We start from the raw sequence: 18,908 nt of genomic DNA on the forward strand, positions 1-18,908 counted from the left end.
CCTGGGTTCAGAACGGGGCGTGGGCCGGAGCCGGGCGCTGACCCGGATGACAGCGGACCGGGGCCGACGAGGTGTGTCCGCGTGCCGCCGTACGCGCCCGCGGGGTCGCCCCGTTGCGGTCGCCGAGCGCCTCACGCAGGGCCCGCAGGGCGTTGTGGGTGCGCGACTTCACGGTGCCCTCCGGGACGTTGAGCGCCTCGGCCGCGTGCCGGACCGGCCGGTGCAGGAAGTAGACCTGGGTCAGCACGGCGAGATGGGTCGCGGAGAGCCCGGCCAGCGCGGTGCGCAGCACCTGACGGTCGAGGACCTGCTCCAGCGGCTCCGCCGCCACCGGTATCGACTCCAGCGGGTCGTCCTCCACCTCGGTGGGACGCGCCGAGCGGGCGCGCAGCATGTCGATCGCCAGCCGTCGCGACACCGTCAGCAACCACGGACGTACCGCCCGGGGATCGTCGGGGAGGATGTCCAGGTTCCGCCACGCCCGGAGCATGGTCTCCTGGACGAGGTCCTCCGCCGCCGCCCGGTCCCCCTGGGTCCAGCCGAGCAGACTGCGCATCAGGGAGTTCTTGTTGACGTCGTAGATCATCCGCATCTTCTGTTCCGCGGACTGCGGTGCGCACGTGCCTGCCTCGGGTGCGAGTGCCGTCGTCATGAGCTGCCCCATCGTTTGCCGACCGATGGGACGAGCCTGCGCCAGTGGGGATACGGAGACATCCGTGAGCCTCACTGAGATCCCGGAGGTACGGGAGAGCGCCGTCTCAGTGAGCGGGGTGGCCGCTTGGCCGAAAACCCAGTTTCCCCACGCGTAACCCGAAAGGGAGTGTCACCTCATGGAGAGGTTCTAGAGTCATGAACATGCTCGGACAACAACTGCATCCGGTGATCGGGCGGGACACGGAACAAGCCCTTCTGGAACGGCTGGTCACCGACGTGGCCGCGGGGCGCGGCGGAAGCCTGCTCATCGAAGGGGAACCGGGCATCGGCAAGTCGACCTTGCTTGCGCACGCCCTGGCCAAAGCCGATGCCGCCGGCTGCGAGGTGCTGACCGGGCAGTGCGACGAGCTGGGCCGGCGGTTACCGCTCTCGGTCATGACGCGGCTCCTGGGGGTCGAGGCCGGTTCGGCCGATCCCCGCCGTGCGGAGGCCGCGCTCGCCCTGGAGCAGCCGCAGGAGGCGCCGGGCTGGACGATGCGCCTGCTCGCCGGTGACCCGGTGGTGGCCGCGACGGAGCAACTGCTCGTACTGGTCGACCGGTTGTGTGCGTCCGGCCCGCTGGTGCTGGCCGTGGAGGACCTGCAGTGGGCCGACGACGCCAGCCTGCTGATGTGGCGTCGGCTGTGCCGGGCCTCGGTCCAGCTGCCGCTGCTGGTCGTCGGCACCTGCCGGCCGGCGCCGGGCCGGCCGGAGCTGGAGGCGCTGCGCCGCGATCTGCGGTCCCGTGGCGGGCAGTTGGTCTCGCTCGACCAGTTGCCCGAAGCCCAGGTGGCGGAGCTCGCCGGAGCGCTGGCGCGGGGGGTTCCCGGACCGATGCTCACCGAACGGCTGCGGTCCGCGGCGGGCAACCCGCTCTACGTACGCGAACTCCTGGACGCCCTGGCACGCGTCGGCGCGCTGGACTCGGCGGACGGACGCGTGGAGTTGACGGCGACCGGCCGGGACGTGCGGGAGCTCAACGCGCTGACGGACGTGATCGCGGACCGGCTGGCCTCGCTCTCGGCCGACGCCCAGGAGGCACTGCGCGCCGCGTCGCTGCTCGGGCCGGAGTTCTCGGTGACGGATCTGGCGGCGGCGGTGGGCAGCGGAGCGGGCTCCCTCCTGAGGGTGGTGGAGGAGGCGCTCGGCGCCGGGGTCCTGGAGTCCGCGGGGTCCCGGCTGCGCTTCCGGCACGGCCTGCTGAAGGAGGTGCTGTACGAAGCCATGCCGACCCCGTTGCGTACGGCGTTCCTCCGGCGCGCGGCGCAGGAGCTGATGGCCTCCGGGGCGCCGGTGGAGCGGGTGGCCGAGCTGATCCTGCCGGTGCTGGGCACGGCCGAGGACTGGGAGTGGGAATGGCTCGCCGACAACGCCGAGCGACTCGTCGTCCGGGCCCCCGTCGTCGCCGCGGAACTGCTCGAACACGCCCTGCGGCAGGCGCGCGCGGACGATCCGAGGCTCCCCCTGCTCACCGCGCAACTGGCCGCGCTCTACTTCCGGATGGGCCCCCTGGACCGCGCGGAGGAGCTGGCCAGAACCGTGCTGCGGCAGGCGGCCGACTACGAGCTGATCGGCCGGGTCAGATGGCTGCTCAGCACCATCGGGATGCGGACCGGCCGCTACGGGGACGTGGTCGAGAACTGGCGCGCCGCCACCGCCGACGCACGGCTCGGGCCCGTCTGGCGCGCCCGGCTGCTGGCTCTGGTGGCACTGGCCCGGCATCTCCTGGGCCAGACCGGCAGGGCCCGGCTGGCGATGGCCGAGGCGCTGGAGGAGGGCAGGAAGCTGGGCGATCCGACCGCCGTCGGATACGCCCTGCTCGCCGCTTCCGTCATTCGCAGCCGGCACGGTGACCAGACCGGCGCGCTGGCGGTCAACGGCCAGGCGCTGGCGGAGATCGGCAACGATCCGGAACTCGTCGACCTGCGGCTCATCCTGCTGGGCCACCGGGTCATCGAACTGGACGGTGTCGACCGCCTCCAGGAGGCGGAGGAGGCGCTGGTCCAGGCTCGTACGCTCGCGGAACGGGTCGGAGCGACGCGGCTGTCCATGACCCTCGTCCAGAGCGCCGAGAGGTACTACGAGCACGGTCGCTGGGACGACGCGCTGGCGGTGCTGGACGAGGTCACCGACCTCCCGCCGCTGTGGCGGCTGTCCCGGCAGGGCCTGTTGGCGCTGATCGGCGCCCGCCGCGGTCAGTGGCAGGAGGCGGCCGGTCATCTCGACGCCCCGGGCGGCAGAAAGGTTCCGTCGGGGGGACCCGTGGCCGCCGCCTACCTGCTGCTGGCGCGCGGTCTCGTCGCCGAGCACGCGAGCCGGCTCCCCGAGGCCGTGGCTGTACTCGCGGAGCTGCTGACCGACACCTACGCGCACGATGTCGGGAACCACCCGGAATGGCTGCCCGCCCTGGTCCGGCTGGCGCTGGCCGCCGACGACCGGCAGACCGCGAGCGCCGCGGCGCTCGCCGCCCGGCAGGAGGCCGACCGTCAGCCGAAGCCGCGGGCACTGGCCGCCGCCGACTGGTGCTTCGGACTGCTCGATCAGGACCAAGCACGGCTGCTCGTCGCCATCGACTACCACCGCACCGCCGACCGGTCGCCGGATCTGGGCAATGCCCTGGAGGACCTCGCGGCGGTCCAGGCCGCGTCCGGAGACCTCGACGCGGCCCGCGCCTCGTTCGACGAGGCCCTCGCGGTCTGGGCCGAGCTGGGTGCGGACTGGGACGTACGCCGTGCCGCCGCCCGCCTGCGTCCCTTGGGCCTGCGCTCCGGCAGTCGTGGAGCCCACCCGCGTCCGTCCTCCGGCTGGGAGGCGCTGACCGCGACCGAACGGCACGTCGCCGGCCTGGTCGCCCAGGGCCTGTCCAACCCTGACATCGCCGCCCGCCTGCTGCTCTCGCGCCGCACCGTGGAGACCCATGTCTCCCACATCCTCACCAAGCTCCAGGTCCGCTCCCGGCGCGAGGTCGGAGCCGTCGCGGGATCCGGATCCGGGACGCCGGGCCACCGCGGTTCGTCGACCGCCACAGCGGCGACCGCGGATACGGGCCGTTCCGGGTTCTCTTCCGGTGGCGGAACCCACCGGCCCGGTTCGGGAACACCACCCCGTGCGGCAGGGCGCGAGTGACTTGGCGAGGGGGCGGCCGCGCCGTCGCAGAACACGCGGCCGGGGCTGCTTCGCCTCATCCGCGGACGTCGAGGAACGTGAGGGCCCGTTCGGCGAACGGGGTGACCAGCTCCGGCGCCAGACGCCCCACCGAGTAGTGGGCGTACGGGGTGTCGGTGAACGACGGGGGAGTGCCAGGGGCTTGCCCGTCGGTGCCGAACGTGCCCACGGGGTGGTCGGCCCAGGCGACGTTGACGTGCACCGGGTGCGGGCCGGGGATGATGTGCGGCACCTGGCCGACGTACCCGGACTGGATGCAGGGCCGCATGTTCATCGCGTTGGCCTCGCCGTACACCAGCGCGTCGGCGCCGTGCCTGCCGAGGAAGAGGGCATTCGCCAGCAGCATGAGGATTCTGGCCGCGCCCAGCCGAATGGAGGGACCCGCGTACCGCCCGTCGAGCATGGTGTACGTCCCCTCCCAGCCCCAGGGCCACTGAGCGATCATGAAATAGCAGAGCTGGGCCCCGTTCGGTGCCCGCAGGGCGAAGAGGTAGTGGCCGAGGGTCGAGTAGCCCGTCCCCCGGAGCATCAGGTCGGCGGTCGGCGCGTCGTAGTAGAAGAGGTTGGAGATCAGCCGTGTGAAGGTCCGGGCGTCGACGCGCTCGGAACCCCAGTCACCGGGGGGGTCGTTGCAGACGACACGCAGGCCGGCGTCGGCGGCTTTGTCCAGCAGCGTCTCCGTCTCGGCCCGGAACCGTCCGGTGAAAGCCCGCTGGTAGCCCTCCAGCCGGTGCATTCGCCGGAGAGTCTCGTCCTGCGCCGCCTGGTCCGGCAGGCGTTCGGATCTGTTGCGTGACACCCACAGGTACGCCGGCCCGCTCCCGGCGGCCGGGGCGGTTATGGTGGTGACCTCGACGGGCGTGGCGAAGCCCAGCCGCCGGCCGATCTCCGCGGCCGGGAGCGGATCCGCCACGAGGCCCCGGACGGACCACCGGCTTCCCCTGCCGTTCCGCATGTGGACGTCGAGGAATCGGCACCTTTCGAGGTAGTCGTCACTGTTCGTCAGCGTGTTGAAGAATATTCGGCTTCGCCCGATCCCATCTGTCGGTCTGAAGGTGAAATCTCCATCCACGGCCGCGCTTTCGATGGTTTCCGTCATGGTGCCTGTTCTTCCTCTCCGCATCACAGGTGAGGTGCTCAGGAGGCGTGCGGGCCGGATGGGGTCTCGGCGCAGGTGCCGCCCGAAGCCGAAGGAGAGCTGAACCGGCGCCACTCGCCGGTTCGTCGGCTGATCGGCGAACGGCCGTGGTTCGCGTAGGACGAAATGTAGGAACCCGGCCCCGGGTCTGACAGGTCCCCGTTCGGGGATCTGTGCCCGTCCTCGCGGTGCGCCCTACGGTGTCGTTGCACTCGATGCGCCGAGGGCGCGCTCATCCAGCCTGACCGCTGTCACCCTGTGCGGGCCCGAACTCGTCCGGGGCGACCGGTTCCCCGTGCTCCGGCGACGCGACATCCGGAGCGGCCGGCACGACGCGCACGCCCACCCGCCCCAAGTCCGCAGCGCGTGCCCACAGAGCGGCCACACCCACAGGAGGTACCGCGTGACCAGCACCCACAACGAGGCCGTGACCCTCGACGGCGACGGCGGCGCACGACTGTACGAGCAGGCCGACGAACTCCGTGCCGCCGGGCCCGCTGTCCGTGTGCGCATGCCCGAGGACGTCGTCGCGTGGTCGGTCACCCGCGGAGACATCGCCAAGCAGCTCCTCGTCCACCCGCACGTCTCCAAGGACGCACGCAAGTCGTGGCCCGGACACCGGCCCGGCGCCATACCGTGGCTGTATCCGTGGGTCGACGTGATCAGCATGTTCACGTCCGACGGCGACGACCACACCCGGCTGAGGCAGCTGACCGGCAGGGCGTTCACGGCCCGCAGGATCGAAGCGATGCGGCCCGCGGTGGAGGGCATCGTCACCGATCTCCTGCACGCCCTGGAGGACCGTGACGCCGACGAACGCGTCGACCTGCGCGCCGAGTTCGCGCACGGCGTGCCCAGCCGAGTCATCTGCGACCTGTTCGGTGTCCCCGCAGACCAGCGGCCCGAGATGCTCCGCGTCATCGGCGCCGTGTTCGCCACCGACGTCACGCCCGAGCAGTCCGAGGCCGTGGGCAAGGACCTCTACCGCGTGATGCACACCCTCATCGAGGCCAAGCGCCGCACGCCCGCCGACGACATGACCAGCCTGCTTCTGACCGCCCACGAGGAAGACGGCGACCGGCTCAGCGAGACGGAGCTCATCTCCACCCTCATCGCGGTGATCGGCGGCGGCGCCGAGACCACCGTCGCCCTGATCGACGCCGCTGTACGCGAACTCCTCACCCACCCCGACCAACTCGCCGCCGTCCTCGCCGAGCCGGCCCGCTGGATCGACGTGATCGACGAAACGCTGCGTCTGCACCCGCCGATCATGCACCTGCCGTTGCGGTTCGCCACCGAGGACATCGACCTCGGTGAAGGCGTCATCGTGCGGGCCGGAGACGCCATCCTCATAGGCTTCGGCGCCCCCGGCCGCGACCCGGGCGTGCACGACGACCCGGCCGCCTTCCACATCGACCGCGCCGACAAGCAGCACCTCGCCTTCGGCCACGGCATCCACTACTGCCTCGGCGCCCCGCTCGCCAGGCTCGAAGCCGAAGTCGCCCTGCCGGCCCTGTTCGACCGCTTCCCTCGCCTCACCCTCTCCATCGCCCCCGGCGAACTGGAGCCCCAGCACTCCTTCATGGGCAACGACGTCGTCGAACTGCCCGTCGTGCTGGGCGCCGCGCACCGGCCGGACGGGGCGGCCACCTCGGTGGCCGCCCGGCGGCTCATCGATGGCGGTCGGTGATCAGCCGACCCGCGCCCTCCCCCGTCCGACGAGCCGCTCCACGACGCGCTCTGCCTCCGCCTCGATCTGCGGCACCTCCGCCCCGAGCGGGGTGGCCTCTTGACCGCCGCCGAGGCAGGGCCCCGTCGTCGGCCGGTCGGTCAGACCGCCGTCGCTTCGGCGATGCGCATGGACCCCGAAGCCTCCGTCACACCGGTCAAGCGGAAGCCGGCGCCTTCGAGGAGCACGGACAGCTCGCCCACCGTGCGTTCGCGGCCGCGGGTGAGGGCGAGCATGATCACGTCCATCGAGAGCGCCGCGGGGTCCGGCCGCTCGTCGGGCAGGACGTTCTCGATGACGAGCAGTGTGGCACCGGTGGCGGCGGCGTCCCGTATCGTGTTGAGGATGCGCGCCACCCGCTCGTCGTCCCAGTTGTGCAGGACGTGCATCAGGATGTAGGCGTCGGCGGCGGGCACGGCGCTGAAGAAGTCCCCGGCCCGGGGCGTCAGCCGTGGCTGGTCGGGGAAGGACAGCGGGTCGATGACACTCGGCTGGTCGAACAGGACGCCCTTGGCGGCGGGCACGCTGTCGAGGACGGCGCGCAGCAGGTGCCCCCGGCCGCCGCCGATGTCGGCGATCGTGGCGAACGGCGTGAAGTCGTAGGCCTCGACGATCGCCGGGATGTCGGCGGCGGCCTTCGAGGTCATGGCCCGGTTGAAGATCTCGGCTTCCTCGGAATGGCCCTGCAGATAGGCCCACAGCCCGCCGGGGTCGAGCACGTCGATGCCCGGTTCCCCGGTGGTGACGGTGTGCGGAAGCCGGGCGAGGCCGTGCCAGTGGAGCGGCAGTCCCATCAGACGGGCGAGGGGACGCGCGCTCATCGGGTGATCGTCACGCAGCAGACGGGAGGCGGGGGTGTGCACGTATCCGCCGTGCCGCTGCTCGAAGACGTCGTGCGCGGCCAGCAGGCGCAGTACGCGGTGCAGCGCGTCGGGGTCGGTGCCGCAGGTCGCGGCGAGCTCACCGACGGGTACCGGGTCGTCGTCGATGTGGTCGGCGATGCCCAGGTCGGCGACGGCTTGGAGGCAGCGTGCGGTGTAGGCGCTGTAGATGTGCGCGTGGATGATCTCGTGGGGTTGCTGTGTCATGACCGGCGGGGCTCCAACTCGGCGGGTCGGCACGTGCGATCGACGTCGGAAACGTAGGAGCGCGCGCTCCGCGCCCGACAGGTCCACGTTCGGGGATCTGTCAGTGTCCCCGTGGTACGGCCGTACGGTGACGACCGGCATCACCCCAGGGCCCGTGACATATCCGGGCCCAGGTCTCGGACGGAGAGATGGCCCGATGAGAGCGCACCGCGACCGGTACGACCGTGGCACGGTCGTGACCGTGCGTGCCGCCGGACCCTCCCGGCAGGACGCGCGGCCGGACGGCACCCGGGACGCCCGCACCGTCGGTCGCGCCCTGTCCGCGCCGTCCGGGCGGAGGCCGGCCGATGCCTGAGCGTTCCCGGTTTCTCTTCATCCCCGGCGTGGCGGCCTGGGGGCCGTACAACGCGCTGCGGGCGATGGCGGAGGTGGCCCGCGACCGCGGCCGACGGCCCGCGTTCGCGATGGGCGGCAGCTTCCGCGGGGTCGCGGCCGGACACGGCTTCGACGCGGACCGGCTGGGCGGTACCGACGCGTATCTCACCGGCTACCGGGACCTGGACGAGATCGCCTGCCGCTGGGTCGTCGAGCATCGGGTCAAGGCCCTGGGAGTGGACCAGCCCGGCCGCGACGACCCGGACGACTCGGTGTCCCCGGCGCACACGACGTTCGTCGCCGCCGGGATCCCGATCCACGAGAACCTGACGAACCTGGGCGGCGTGGCGGGCCGCGGATCCTGGTTCACGGGCTTCCCCGTCCCGCTCCAGGGCGGCACCGGCGCCCCGGGCCGGGCCGTGGCGTTCCCGCGGACCGACACCTGAGGAAATCACACCGCCATGTCCCTCCAACCGGTCCTGCCGCAGCGCCTGTCACGCCTGCCCGGCTTCCGCATGCTGCTCCTCGACCGGCTCCTCGCCCCCGCCGCGACGGCCGTCTCGATGGTCGCCGTCTCCTTCGCCGTCCTCGGTCTCACCGGCTCCGTCACGGACCTGTCGCACGTCCTGGCGGCGCAGATCGCCCCCGCGCTGGTCTTCATGCCGGTCAGCGGAGTGGTCGCGGACCGGTTCGGCGCCCAGTACGTCATCGCCGCGTCCTGTCTGCTCACCGCGTGCTGCGAAGGCGCCCTCGCCCTCCTGCTGCTGACCGGGCAGGCCCAGGTGTGGCACATCATGCTGCTGGAGGCCGGCACCGGCACCGCCCTGGCCCTGTTCCTCCCGGCCTCCACGGCCCTGCTGCCCCGCCTGGTGCCGGACGCGCAGTTGCGGCGGGCCAACGCGCTCAGCCGGCTGGTGATGAACGCGGCGACGGTGGGCGGCGGGGCGTTCGCCGGGGTGGCCGTGGCGGCCTTCGGGCCCGGCTGGGCGCTGGCGGCGGACGCGGCCGGGATGCTCGCCGCGGTCGTGCCCAACCTGCTGATCCGCACCGCCCGCGCGGCGCCCGCCCGGTCCCCGGAACCGCTGCGCGAACTCCGTGAGGGCTGGCGGGAGTTCCGCTCCCACACCTGGCTGTGGGTCATCGTGCTGCAGTACTCACTCGTCTTCATGGCCTGCTCCTGGGGGTACAGCGTGCTCGGCCCCGTGGTCGCCAGGACGAGCCTGGGCGGTCCGGCGGCCTGGGGCGAGATCCTGGTCGCCCAGGCGCTCGGCCTGGTCGTCGGGTGCGGCGCCGCGACCCGCTTCACCCCCAGGCGGCCCATGCGGTTCGTCGCGCTCTGCGGTGCCGCGGTCGCCGCCCCCACCCTCGCCATGGCGCTGCTGCTGCCGCTCTGGCTGATCTGCGCGTTCTCGTTCACGACGGGGGTGCTGGTGGAACTGATGATGGTCCAGTGGAACGTGGTCATGGCCCGGACCATCCCCGCGGACCGGCTCGCCCGGGTCGGCTCGTACGACATGCTCGGCACGGTGGTCGCCACACCGTTCGGGGCGCTGCTCGCAGGCCCGCTCGCGGCCACCATCGGCATCCGCCCGGCCCAGTTCGCCGCGGTGTTCCTGGCCATGTCGGTGTCGGTCCTCGCCCTGGCACCGAAGGAGGTCCGTACCGACGTGGGCTGGGCCGCGGGCCACGGCTGACCGGAACGGACCGGGTCACGCACCCGCGTCGCCATTCCCAATTTCTGGAACACGTTCTACGGTGTGCGCCGTCAGGACCGCCCGTGGGGAGCCTGGAGGCGCCGTGCACCTCGACCACACGCCCGAGCAGCAGCGGCTGCGCACCGAACTGCGCGCCTACTTCGCCGGCCTGGTGCCGGACAACGCCTACGCCCGCTACGCCGACCCGGCCGCGCAGAAACGCTTCTACCGGGAGACGGTCCGCCGGCTCGGCACGGACGGCTGGCTCGGCGTCGGCTGGCCGAAGGAGTACGGCGGCCGTGGCCTGACCGCCATGGAACAGTTCATCTTCTTCGACGAGGCCGCCCAGGCGGGCGTACCGCTCCCGCTGATGGCGCTGAACACGGTCGGCCCGACGATCATGCGGTACGGCACGGACGAGCAGAAGGCGTACTTCCTGCCCCGCATCCTCTCCGGCGAGATCGACTTCGCCATCGGCTACAGCGAGCCCGACGCCGGCACCGACCTGGCCGCCCTGAAGACCCGGGCCGTCCGCGAGGGCGACGAGTACGTGGTCGACGGGCAGAAGATCTGGACCACCAACGGCGACACCGCCGACTGGGTCTGGCTGGCCACCCGTACCGACCCCGAGGCCTCGCCGCACAGGGGCATCACCATGCTCCTGGTGCCGACCTCCGACCCCGGCTACTCCTGCACCCTGATCAACACGCTCGCCTCGCACGACACCACCGCCAGCTACTACGAGCACATCCGCGTCCCCGTCTCCCGCCGGGTCGGCGAGGAGAACCAGGGCTGGCGGCTGATCACCAACCAGCTCAACCACGAGCGGGTCACCCTCGCCGCCCACGGCACCATGGCCATTCGCGCCCTGCACGACGTCCAGCGCTGGGCGATGGAGACCAAACTCGCCGACGGCCGCCGCGTCGTCGACCTGCCCTGGGTGCGCCGCAACCTCGCCCGCACCCACACCCGCCTCGACGCCATGAAGCTCCTGAACTGGCAGATGGTGACCGCCGTCCAGGAGGGCACCCTCACCCCGCAGGACGCCTCCGCCGTCAAGGTCTACGGCTCCGAGGCCCGCCGCGACGCCTACGCCTGGCTGATGGAGATCGCCGGCGCGGCGGGCCCGCTGAAGGAGGGCTCGGCCGGCGCGGTCCTCCACGGCGACCTGGAACGCGGCTACCGCTCGGCGGTCATCTTCACCTTCGGCGGCGGCAACAACGAGATCCAGCGGGAGATCATCTCGTGGATCGGACTGGGGATGCCCCGGGTCCGGCGTTAGCCTGCCCCCATGAGCGCCGACCCCGGACTCTTCACCCCGGACTCCGTGACCTGGCAGATGCACGGCGACCCGATGATGTGGGTCGCCGGCATCCGCGCGCTCTACCTCCAGGCCCTGCACCCGCGCGCGGTGCGCGGCGTGATGGAGAACTCCGATTTCCGGCGCGACGCCTGGGGCCGGCTGATGCGCACCGCGAACTTCGTCGGCACCACGACCTACGGCACCACCGAGGCCGCCGAACGGGCCGGGGCCCGGGTACGGAAGATCCACAGCATGCTGGGCGCGACCGACCCGGGCACCGGTGAGCGGTACGGCGTGGACGACCCCGAGCTGCTGCTGTGGGTGCACTGCGCCGAGATCGACTCGTACCTGCACGTCCTGCGCCGCTCCGGCTTCCCCCTCACCGACACCCAGGCCGACCGCTACCTCGCCGAGCACCGGGTCAGCGCCCGCCTGGTCGGCCTCGACCCCGCGGCCGTACCGGCGGACCGGGCGGACATGGCCGCCTACTTCCGCAAGGTACGGCCGCTGCTCGCCGCCGGAGCGGACGCACGCGCGGTGGACGACTTCCTGCTCCGCCCTCCGACGCACCCGCTCCTGATACCGGCGCGCGAGGTGCTCTGGCGGCGCGTGGCCCACCTGGCGTACGCCTCTCTGCCGCCGTACGCCCACGAGCTGTACGGCAGACCGGCCCCCGAACCCGCCGTCGTGACCCGGCGACTGCGTGCCACCGGCACCCTGCTGCGCTGCGTTCCCGCACGTCTGCGCTGGCAACTCCCGCCCAAACACATCCTGCGCGCCATGGCGAGGCTCGGTCCGTACGCGCGCCCGGCACCGTACAAAGTCGGGCATTAGGCCGCCATACTGGACGACCAGGGGGGTGTGTCACGGAACGGGCCGGTTCGGCGCGGCCGTACCTTGACGGCGACCCCCTGGGGAGGGCGGGGCTGTAGCGACGGGGGGCGACGGCGCGCGATGGCTGACACCAGGCTGGTCCACGGGCGGTACCGGCTGCTCGACCTGATCGGACGGGGCGGGATGGGCGAGGTGTGGCGGGCCCGCGACGAGTCCCTCGGCCGCCTGGTCGCCGTGAAGTGCCTGAAACCGCTGGGCCCGCACCACGACCAGGCGTTCACCCGCGTCCTGCGCGAACGGTTCCGCCGTGAGGCGAGAGTGGCCGCCGCCCTGTCCCACCGCGGAGTCACCGTCGTCCACGACTTCGGCGAGGACGACGGCATCCTCTACCTCGTGATGGAGCTGCTGGACGGCCGCAACCTCAGCCAGCTCATGGAGGACAACAAGCACCATCCGCTGCCCGTCGGCGACGTCGTCGACATCGCCGAGCAGGTCGCCGCCGCCCTCGCCTACACCCACCGGCAGGGCATCGTGCACCGGGACCTGAAACCCGCCAACATCATGCGGCTCACCGACGGCACGGCGAAGCTCTGCGACTTCGGCATCGCCCGCCTCGGCCGCGACATCGGCCTCACCTCCCGGCTGACCGGCACCGGCATCGCGATGGGCACCCCGCACTACATGTCACCGGAACAGATCGGCGGCACCGAGGTCGACCAGCGCAGCGACCTGTACTCCCTGGGCTGCGTGCTGTACGAGATCGCCACCGGGGCCCCGCCGTTCGACCTCGACGACGCCTGGGCGATCCTCATCGGCCACCGCGACACCCCACCCGCTCCACCCCGCGAGCACCGCGCCGAACTGCCGGGCTGGTTCGAGAAGGTCGTCCTGGACCTGCTGGCCAAACGGCCCGAGCAACGACCCTTCGACGCCATGGAGCTGGGCCGCCGGATCACCTCAGGGCGTACGACGCCCACGTACGTCCCCACCGTCGTCACCGCGCAGCCCCAACTACGGCCCCAGGAAACGGCGTTCCGCGAGCCCCGGCTGCCGTCCTGGACCCGCTCCATGACCACCGGCCACAAGGCGATCGGCGCCGGCCTGCGCACCACCCCGCCCGACCCCGCGGCCGGGCTCACCGGGGAGTGGATCGCCCGCCCCGCCGACGGCACCCCCGAACCCCTTCCCGCGGGCCCCGCCCCCGAGACCGTCGCCGCGCTCGCCGGCCGGCACAACGCCGGGCTCAGCCTCGGGCGGCTCGGGCGCTGGACCGAGGCCGGCGAGGTGCACCGCGCGGTCGCCGCCGAGCGCGCCCGCCTCCTCGGCCCCGACCACCCGGACACCCTCGCCAGCCGCTACGAGATCGCCTTCACCCTGAGCCGCACCGGCCGCGCCGCCGACGCCCTGCGCGAGTACACCGAGGTCGCCCGTGCCCGGGAGCGCCTGCTCGGCGCCGACCACCCCGACACGCTCGCCGTCCGTCAGGAAACGGCCTACGTCCTGGGCCAGTTGGGCCGCCACTTCGAAGCCCACCAGGCGTACACGGCCGTACTGGCCGCCCGGCAGCGGCTGATGGACCCGGACCATCCCGACACCCTGCGCTGCCGGCACAACCTCGCCTTCAACCTCAGCAGGCTGGGCCGGCTGGAGGACTCGTACCGCATGGCCCACGACGTGGCCGTCGCCCGCACGCGCGTCCTCGGCCCGCAGCACCCCGACACCCTGGTCACCCGCTACGAAGTCGCCTACGCGCTGGGTCAGTTAGGGCGCTGGGAAGAAGCCCTGGCGACCTACCGCGAGGTCGCCGAGGCGCGCTCCCGCGCCCTCGGCCCCGACCACCCCGACACCCTCGCCGCCCGCTACGAAGTGGGCATCAGCCTCGGCCGCCTCGGCCGCAGCGCCGACGCGCTCACCCTCTACCGCGCCCTGATCGACGACCGCGCCCGCGTCCAGGGCCCCGCCCACCCCGAGACCCTGCGCGCCCGCCACGGCCTCGGCGTCAACCTCGGCCGCCTCGCCCGCTGGGAGGAGGCCCTCGCGGAATCGCGGGACGTGTGCGCCATCCGCGAACGGGTCCTCGGCCCCGACCACCCCGACACCCTGGTCAGCCGCCGCGAGGTCGCGGTCGGCCTGGGCTGGCTGGGCCGCTGGGCGGACGCGCTGACGGAGTACCGGCGGGTTGCCGGCGCACGGGAGCGCGTCCTCGGCCCGGACCATCCGGACACGCTGGCCAGCAGGAACGACGAGGCGCACTGTCTGGAGCAATTGGGCCGAGGGGCCGAGGCCGTGGAGCTGTACCGACGTGTGGCGGTCCTTCGCCAACAGCGAGCATCCGGCGGACGGCCGTGAGACGAGCGCCCGCGACGAGCCCCCACCATCCGCACTGTCCGAACGGCCCTCCCCGCGGTGCGAACCGGCAAGCCTCTTACCCACCTAGATCATCATGTGTTACGAAGAACCATGCCCCCTGCCACCGAACCATCCAGGACCTACGACGCCATCATCGTCGGCGGCGGCCACAACGGCCTGGTCGCGGCGGCCTATCTGGCCCGGGCCGGACGCACCGTGCTGGTGCTGGAGCGGCTGGCCCGCACCGGTGGCGCCGCGGTCTCGACCCGCCCCTTCACCGGTGTCGACGCGCGGCTGTCGCGCTACTCCTACCTGGTCAGCCTGCTGCCCAGGAAGATCGTCCGCGACCTGGGCCTGGACTTCCGGGTCCGCGGCCGCACGATCTCGTCGTACACGCCCGTGGAGCGCAACGGCCGGTCGACCGGACTGCTGGTCGGCGGCGGCGAGCGCCGCATCCGCGAGGCGTTCGAACGGCTGACCGGGGGCAAGCAGGAGTACCAGGCCTGGCAGCGGTTCTACGGCATGACCGGCCGGGTCGCCGAGCGCGTCTTCCCGACGCTCACCGGGCCGCTGCCCTCGCGCGAGGAGCTGCGCCACCGGATCGACGACAAGGAGGCCTGGCGGGTCCTGTTCGAGGAGCCCATCGGGGTCGCCATCGAGGAGAACTTCACGGACGACCTGGTACGCGGGGTCGTCCTCACGGACGCGCTGATCGGCACGTTCGCCGACGCCCATGACCCCTCGCTGCGGCAGAACCGCTGCTTCCTCTACCACGTCATCGGCGGCGGCACGGGCGCCTGGGACGTGCCGGTCGGCGGCATGGGCGCCCTCACCGACGCACTGGCCGCCGCCGCACGCTCGGCGGGCGCGGTGCTCGCCACCGGACACGAGGCGGTACGGATCGAGACGGACGGCCGGTCCGCCGAGGTCGCCTACCGCACCGCCGACGGGGAGGGCGTCGTCTCTGCCCGGCACGTCCTGGTCAACGCCGCCCCGCAGGAGCTCGCCGCCCTCACCGGCGACCCGGCCCCGGAGCCCGCCGAAGGCGCCCAGCTCAAGGTGAACATGCTGCTGAAGCGCCTGCCCCGGCTGCGCGACACCGCCGTCGACCCGCGCGAGGCGTTCTCCGGCACCTTCCACATCGCCGAGGGCTACGAGCAACTGGCCACCGCCCACGCCCAGGCGGCGGCCGGCCGGCTCCCCGCCGCCCCGCCCTCGGAGATCTACTGCCACTCCCTGACCGACCCCACGATCCTCGGCCGTGACCTGGTCGAACGCGGCTACCAGACGCTCACCCTCTTCGGTCTGCACACCCCCGCCCGGCTCTTCGCCGCCGACAACGACGCGGTACGCGCGGAACTCCTCAAGTCCACCGTCGCCCAGCTCGACGCCCATCTCGCCGAGCCCCTCGTCGACTGCCTCGCCCTCGACGCGGACGGCCGCCCCTGCATCGAGGCGAAGACCCCCCTGGACCTCGAACGCGACCTCCGCCTCCCCGGCGGCAACATCTTCCACCGCGACCTGTCCTGGCCCTACGCCCAGGACGGCACCGGCCGCTGGGGCGTCGAGACCCGGCACGCCAACGTCCTGCTGTGCGGGGCGGGCGCGGTGCGCGGGGGAGGGGTGAGCGGGGTGCCCGGGCACAACGCGGCGATGGCGGTGCTGGAGGGGGAGTGACGGGTGGCCCGTCCGGCCCGGTGGCCGCCGGAGAAACCGGCACGGCGGAAACCTGACGCAGCAGAAAGCCGACGCAGCACAAAGCGCACGCAGCAGAAATCCGGCGCAGCAGAAGGCCGGCGGACCAGAAATCTGACGGAGCATCAGAAAACCTCTTCCGTCGGCCGGTCGACTGCGGCATCCTGCGCCCATGCAGACGGAGCTGAGCAAGACCCTGGGAGTCGAGCACGCCGTCTTCGGCTTCACGCCGTTCCCCGCCGTCGCCGCGGCCATCAGCCGGGCCGGTGGGTTCGGGGTGCTCGGCGCGGTCCGCTACACCGCCCCCGACGACCTCAAACGCGACCTCGACTGGATCGAGGCGCATGTGGACGGGAAGCCGTACGGGCTCGACGTCGTGATGCCCGCCAAGAAGGTGGAGAACGTCAGCGAGGCCGACGTCGAGGCGATGATCCCCGACGGGCACCGGCAGTTCGTGCGGGACACCCTCGCCAAGTACGGGGTGCCCGAGCTGGCCGAGGGCGAGGCGTCCGGGTGGCGGATCACCGGCTGGATGGAACAGGTCGCCCGCACCCAGCTCGACGTCGCCTTCGACTACCCGATCCGGCTGCTCGCCAACGCCCTCGGCTCCCCGCCCGCCGACGTCATCGACCGCGCCCACGACCAGGACGTCCTGGTCGCCGCCCTCGCGGGCAGCGCCCGGCACGCCGTCAAGCACCGGGACGCGGGCATCGACGTCGTGGTGGCACAGGGCTACGAGGCCGGCGGCCACACCGGCGAGATCGCCACCATGGTGCTCACCCCGGAGGTCGTCGACGCCGTCGCCCCGCTGCCCGTGCTGGCGGCGGGCGGCATCGGCAGCGGCCGGCAGGTGGCGGCCGCACTCGGTCTCGGCGCCCAGGGTGTGTGGCTGGGCTCCATATGGCTGACCGTCACAGAGGCCGACCTCTCCTCGCCCGCCGTGACCCGCAAACTGCTCGCCGCAGGCTCCGGCGACACCGTCCGCTCCCGGGCCCTCACCGGGAAACCGGCACGTCAGCTGCGCACCGAGTGGACCGACGCCTGGGACGACCCGCACGGCCCCGGCACCCTCCCCATGCCGCTGCAGGGCCTGCTGGTCGCCGAGGCCGTCAGCCGCATCCAGAAGTACGAGGTCGAGCCCCTGCTCGGTACCCCCGTCGGCCAGATCGTCGGCCGCATGACCAGCGAACGCAGCGTCCAGGCCGTCTTCGACGACCTCACCCGCGGCTTCGAGCAGGCCGTCGACCGCATCAACCGCATCGCCGGAAGGAGCGCCAAGTGACCAGCACGCCCCCCGCCGGATTCTGGGCCCAGGCCACCAGCGAGCCTGACCGCACGGTGCTCGTCGCACCCGACGGCGAGGAATGGACCGCGGGCCGCCTGCACGCCGCCGCCAACAGACTCGTCCACGGACTGCGCGCCGCGGGCCTGGAGCGCGGCGACGCCTTCGCGGTCGTGCTGCCCAACGGACCCGAGTTCCTCACCGCGTACCTGGCCGCCACCCAGGCCGGCCTCTACCTGGTCCCCGTCAACCACCACTTCGTCGGCCCGGAGATCGCCTGGATCGTCTCCGACTCCGGCGCCAAGGTGCTGCTCGCCCACGAACGGTTCGCCGGCCCCGCCCGGCACGCCGCCGACGAGGCCGGGCTCCCGGCCACCCACCGGTACGCCGTCGGCGAGGTCGAGGGCTTCCGGCCGTACGCCGAACTCCTCGACCAACAGCCCGACTCGGCGCCCGCGGACCGCGAGCTCGGCTGGGTCATGAACTACACCTCGGGCACCACCGGCCGCCCCCGCGGCATCCGCCGCCCGCTGCTCGGCAAGCTCCCCGAGGCGGCCTATCTCGGCGGCTTCCTCGGCATCTTCGGCATACGGCCCTTCGGCGACAACGTCCACCTGGTCTGCTCGCCGCTCTACCACACGGCCGTCCTGCAGTTCGCGGGCGCGTCACTCCACATAGGCCACCGCCTGGTCGTGATGGACAAGTGGACCCCCGAGGACATGCTCCGCCAGATCGACGCACACCACTGCACCCACACCCATATGGTCCCCACCCAGTTCCACCGCCTGCTCGCCCTCCCCGAGCAGGTCCGCGCACGCTACGACGTCACCTCCATGCGGCACGCCATCCACGGCGCCGCCCCCTGCCCGGACCACGTCAAGCGGGCGATGCTCGACTGGTGGGGGCCCAGCGTCGAGGAGTACTACGCGGCCAGCGAGGGCGGCGGCGCCTTCGCGACCGCCGAGGACTGGCTGAAGAAGCCCGGTACGGTCGGCAAGGCCTGGCCGATCAGCGAACTCGCGGTCTTCGACGACGACGGCAACCGGCTGCCGCCCGGTGAACTCGGCACCGTCTACATGAAGATGAACACCGGCGGCTTCTCGTACCACAAGGACGAGGCCAAGACGGAGAAGAACCGTATCGGCGACTTCTTCACCGTCGGCGACCTCGGCTACCTCGACGAGGACGGCTACCTCTTCCTCCGCGACCGCAAGATCGACATGATCATCTCCGGCGGGGTCAACATCTACCCCGCCGAGATCGAGTCCGCGCTGCTCTCCCATCCCGCGGTCGCCGACGCCGCCGCCTTCGGCATCCCGCACGACGACTGGGGCGAGGAGGTCAAGGCCGTCGTCGAACCCGCTCCGGGACACGAACCGGGACCGGACCTCGCCGCCGCCCTCCTCGCCCACTGCGCGGAACAGCTCGCCGGCTACAAGCGGCCCAAGACCGTCGACTTCATCGCGGAGATGCCCCGCGACCCCAACGGCAAGCTGTACAAGCGGCGGCTGCGCGACCCGTACTGGGAAGGCCGCACCCGCCCGGTGTGAACCCCCGAGAGCC

14 protein-coding genes are annotated in these 18,908 nt (G+C 72.4%); 11 read left to right on the forward strand and 3 right to left on the reverse strand.

Going from position 1 to position 18,908, the window contains the following annotated elements:
* Positions 1 to 7: 7 nt before the first annotated feature.
* Positions 8 to 652 (reverse strand): sigma-70 family RNA polymerase sigma factor, encoded by a 645-nt coding sequence (locus ACZ5K7_RS25925; protein ID WP_351710703.1) that lies wholly within the window; start codon positions 650 to 652, stop codon positions 8 to 10.
* Positions 653 to 855: 203 nt separating this feature from the next.
* Here ACZ5K7_RS25925 and ACZ5K7_RS25930 point away from each other — a divergent pair, with 203 nt between their 5' ends.
* Positions 856 to 3,819, forward strand: a complete 2,964-nt coding sequence (locus tag ACZ5K7_RS25930; protein ID WP_468916641.1) for a helix-turn-helix transcriptional regulator — start codon at positions 856 to 858, stop codon at positions 3,817 to 3,819.
* 55 nt (positions 3,820 to 3,874) lie between these two features.
* Here ACZ5K7_RS25930 and ACZ5K7_RS25935 read toward each other — a convergent pair whose 3' ends face one another.
* On the reverse strand, positions 3,875 to 4,771 hold the full coding sequence (locus ACZ5K7_RS25935) for a hypothetical protein (RefSeq protein WP_468916644.1): 897 nt from the start codon (positions 4,769 to 4,771) through the stop codon (positions 3,875 to 3,877).
* 628 nt (positions 4,772 to 5,399) lie between these two features.
* On the opposite strand from ACZ5K7_RS25935, the gene ACZ5K7_RS25940 reads away from it, so the two are divergent.
* The gene (locus tag ACZ5K7_RS25940; protein WP_468916647.1) at positions 5,400 to 6,686 is read left to right on the forward strand and encodes a cytochrome P450 family protein; all 1,287 of its coding nucleotides are present in this window, start codon (positions 5,400 to 5,402) and stop codon (positions 6,684 to 6,686) included.
* 140 nt (positions 6,687 to 6,826) lie between these two features.
* Here the strand turns inward: ACZ5K7_RS25940 and ACZ5K7_RS25945 are convergent, their stop codons facing one another.
* Positions 6,827 to 7,813: a methyltransferase gene (locus ACZ5K7_RS25945; RefSeq protein ID WP_468916649.1), complete on the reverse strand. Its 987-nt coding sequence runs from the start codon at positions 7,811 to 7,813 to the stop codon at positions 6,827 to 6,829.
* 196 nt (positions 7,814 to 8,009) lie between these two features.
* On the opposite strand from ACZ5K7_RS25945, the gene ACZ5K7_RS25950 reads away from it, so the two are divergent.
* The 9 genes from ACZ5K7_RS25950 (at position 8,010) to ACZ5K7_RS25990 (ending at position 18,895) form a co-directional block, all read left to right on the forward strand.
* Positions 8,010 to 8,168: a hypothetical protein gene (locus ACZ5K7_RS25950; RefSeq protein WP_468916652.1), complete on the forward strand. Its 159-nt coding sequence runs from the start codon at positions 8,010 to 8,012 to the stop codon at positions 8,166 to 8,168.
* Positions 8,161 to 8,634, forward strand: a complete 474-nt coding sequence (locus tag ACZ5K7_RS25955) for a cyclase family protein (protein ID WP_468916655.1) — start codon at positions 8,161 to 8,163, stop codon at positions 8,632 to 8,634. The genes ACZ5K7_RS25950 and ACZ5K7_RS25955 overlap by 8 nt, the downstream gene beginning before the upstream one ends.
* Before the next feature lie 15 nt (positions 8,635 to 8,649).
* Positions 8,650 to 9,882 carry an MFS transporter gene (locus ACZ5K7_RS25960; RefSeq protein WP_468916657.1) on the forward strand — a complete coding sequence of 411 codons (1,233 nt, stop codon included), beginning with the start codon at positions 8,650 to 8,652 and terminating at the stop codon, positions 9,880 to 9,882.
* 103 nt (positions 9,883 to 9,985) lie between these two features.
* Positions 9,986 to 11,164 carry an acyl-CoA dehydrogenase family protein gene (locus tag ACZ5K7_RS25965; protein WP_468916660.1) on the forward strand — a complete coding sequence of 393 codons (1,179 nt, stop codon included), beginning with the start codon at positions 9,986 to 9,988 and terminating at the stop codon, positions 11,162 to 11,164.
* A gap of 9 nt (positions 11,165 to 11,173) precedes the next feature.
* The gene (locus ACZ5K7_RS25970; protein WP_351707426.1) at positions 11,174 to 12,019 is read left to right on the forward strand and encodes an oxygenase MpaB family protein; all 846 of its coding nucleotides are present in this window, start codon (positions 11,174 to 11,176) and stop codon (positions 12,017 to 12,019) included.
* A gap of 120 nt (positions 12,020 to 12,139) precedes the next feature.
* Positions 12,140 to 14,368 carry a serine/threonine-protein kinase gene (locus tag ACZ5K7_RS25975; protein ID WP_468916663.1) on the forward strand — a complete coding sequence of 743 codons (2,229 nt, stop codon included), beginning with the start codon at positions 12,140 to 12,142 and terminating at the stop codon, positions 14,366 to 14,368.
* A gap of 111 nt (positions 14,369 to 14,479) precedes the next feature.
* Positions 14,480 to 16,045, forward strand: a complete 1,566-nt coding sequence (locus tag ACZ5K7_RS25980) for a phytoene desaturase family protein (protein ID WP_468916665.1) — start codon at positions 14,480 to 14,482, stop codon at positions 16,043 to 16,045.
* Between the two features lie 190 nt (positions 16,046 to 16,235).
* A complete protein-coding gene (locus tag ACZ5K7_RS25985) occupies positions 16,236 to 17,345 on the forward strand; it encodes a nitronate monooxygenase (RefSeq protein ID WP_468916667.1) in 1,110 nt (369 codons plus the stop codon).
* Complete coding sequence (locus ACZ5K7_RS25990) at positions 17,342 to 18,895, forward strand: acyl-CoA synthetase (RefSeq protein WP_468916669.1); 1,554 nt, start codon at positions 17,342 to 17,344, stop codon at positions 18,893 to 18,895. The genes ACZ5K7_RS25985 and ACZ5K7_RS25990 overlap by 4 nt, the downstream gene beginning before the upstream one ends.
* Positions 18,896 to 18,908: the final 13 nt, after the last annotated feature.

Source organism: Streptomyces sp. NPDC031497 (assembly GCF_055580905.1).

Bases quoted from the DNA above. Each gene is read 5' to 3' on its own strand.
- ACZ5K7_RS25925 (WP_351710703.1), bottom strand. From the start codon at position 652: ATGACGACGGCACTCGCACCCGAGGCAGGCACGTGCGCACCGCAGTCC.
- ACZ5K7_RS25930 (WP_468916641.1), top strand. From the start codon at position 856: ATGCTCGGACAACAACTGCATCCGGTGATCGGGCGGGACACGGAACAA.
- ACZ5K7_RS25945 (WP_468916649.1), bottom strand. From the start codon at position 7,813: ATGACACAGCAACCCCACGAGATCATCCACGCGCACATCTACAGCGCC.
- ACZ5K7_RS25950 (WP_468916652.1), top strand. From the start codon at position 8,010: ATGAGAGCGCACCGCGACCGGTACGACCGTGGCACGGTCGTGACCGTG.
- ACZ5K7_RS25955 (WP_468916655.1), top strand. From the start codon at position 8,161: ATGCCTGAGCGTTCCCGGTTTCTCTTCATCCCCGGCGTGGCGGCCTGG.
- ACZ5K7_RS25960 (WP_468916657.1), top strand. From the start codon at position 8,650: ATGTCCCTCCAACCGGTCCTGCCGCAGCGCCTGTCACGCCTGCCCGGC.
- ACZ5K7_RS25970 (WP_351707426.1), top strand. From the start codon at position 11,174: ATGAGCGCCGACCCCGGACTCTTCACCCCGGACTCCGTGACCTGGCAG.
- ACZ5K7_RS25975 (WP_468916663.1), top strand. From the start codon at position 12,140: ATGGCTGACACCAGGCTGGTCCACGGGCGGTACCGGCTGCTCGACCTG.
- ACZ5K7_RS25980 (WP_468916665.1), top strand. From the start codon at position 14,480: ATGCCCCCTGCCACCGAACCATCCAGGACCTACGACGCCATCATCGTC.
- ACZ5K7_RS25985 (WP_468916667.1), top strand. From the start codon at position 16,236: ATGCAGACGGAGCTGAGCAAGACCCTGGGAGTCGAGCACGCCGTCTTC.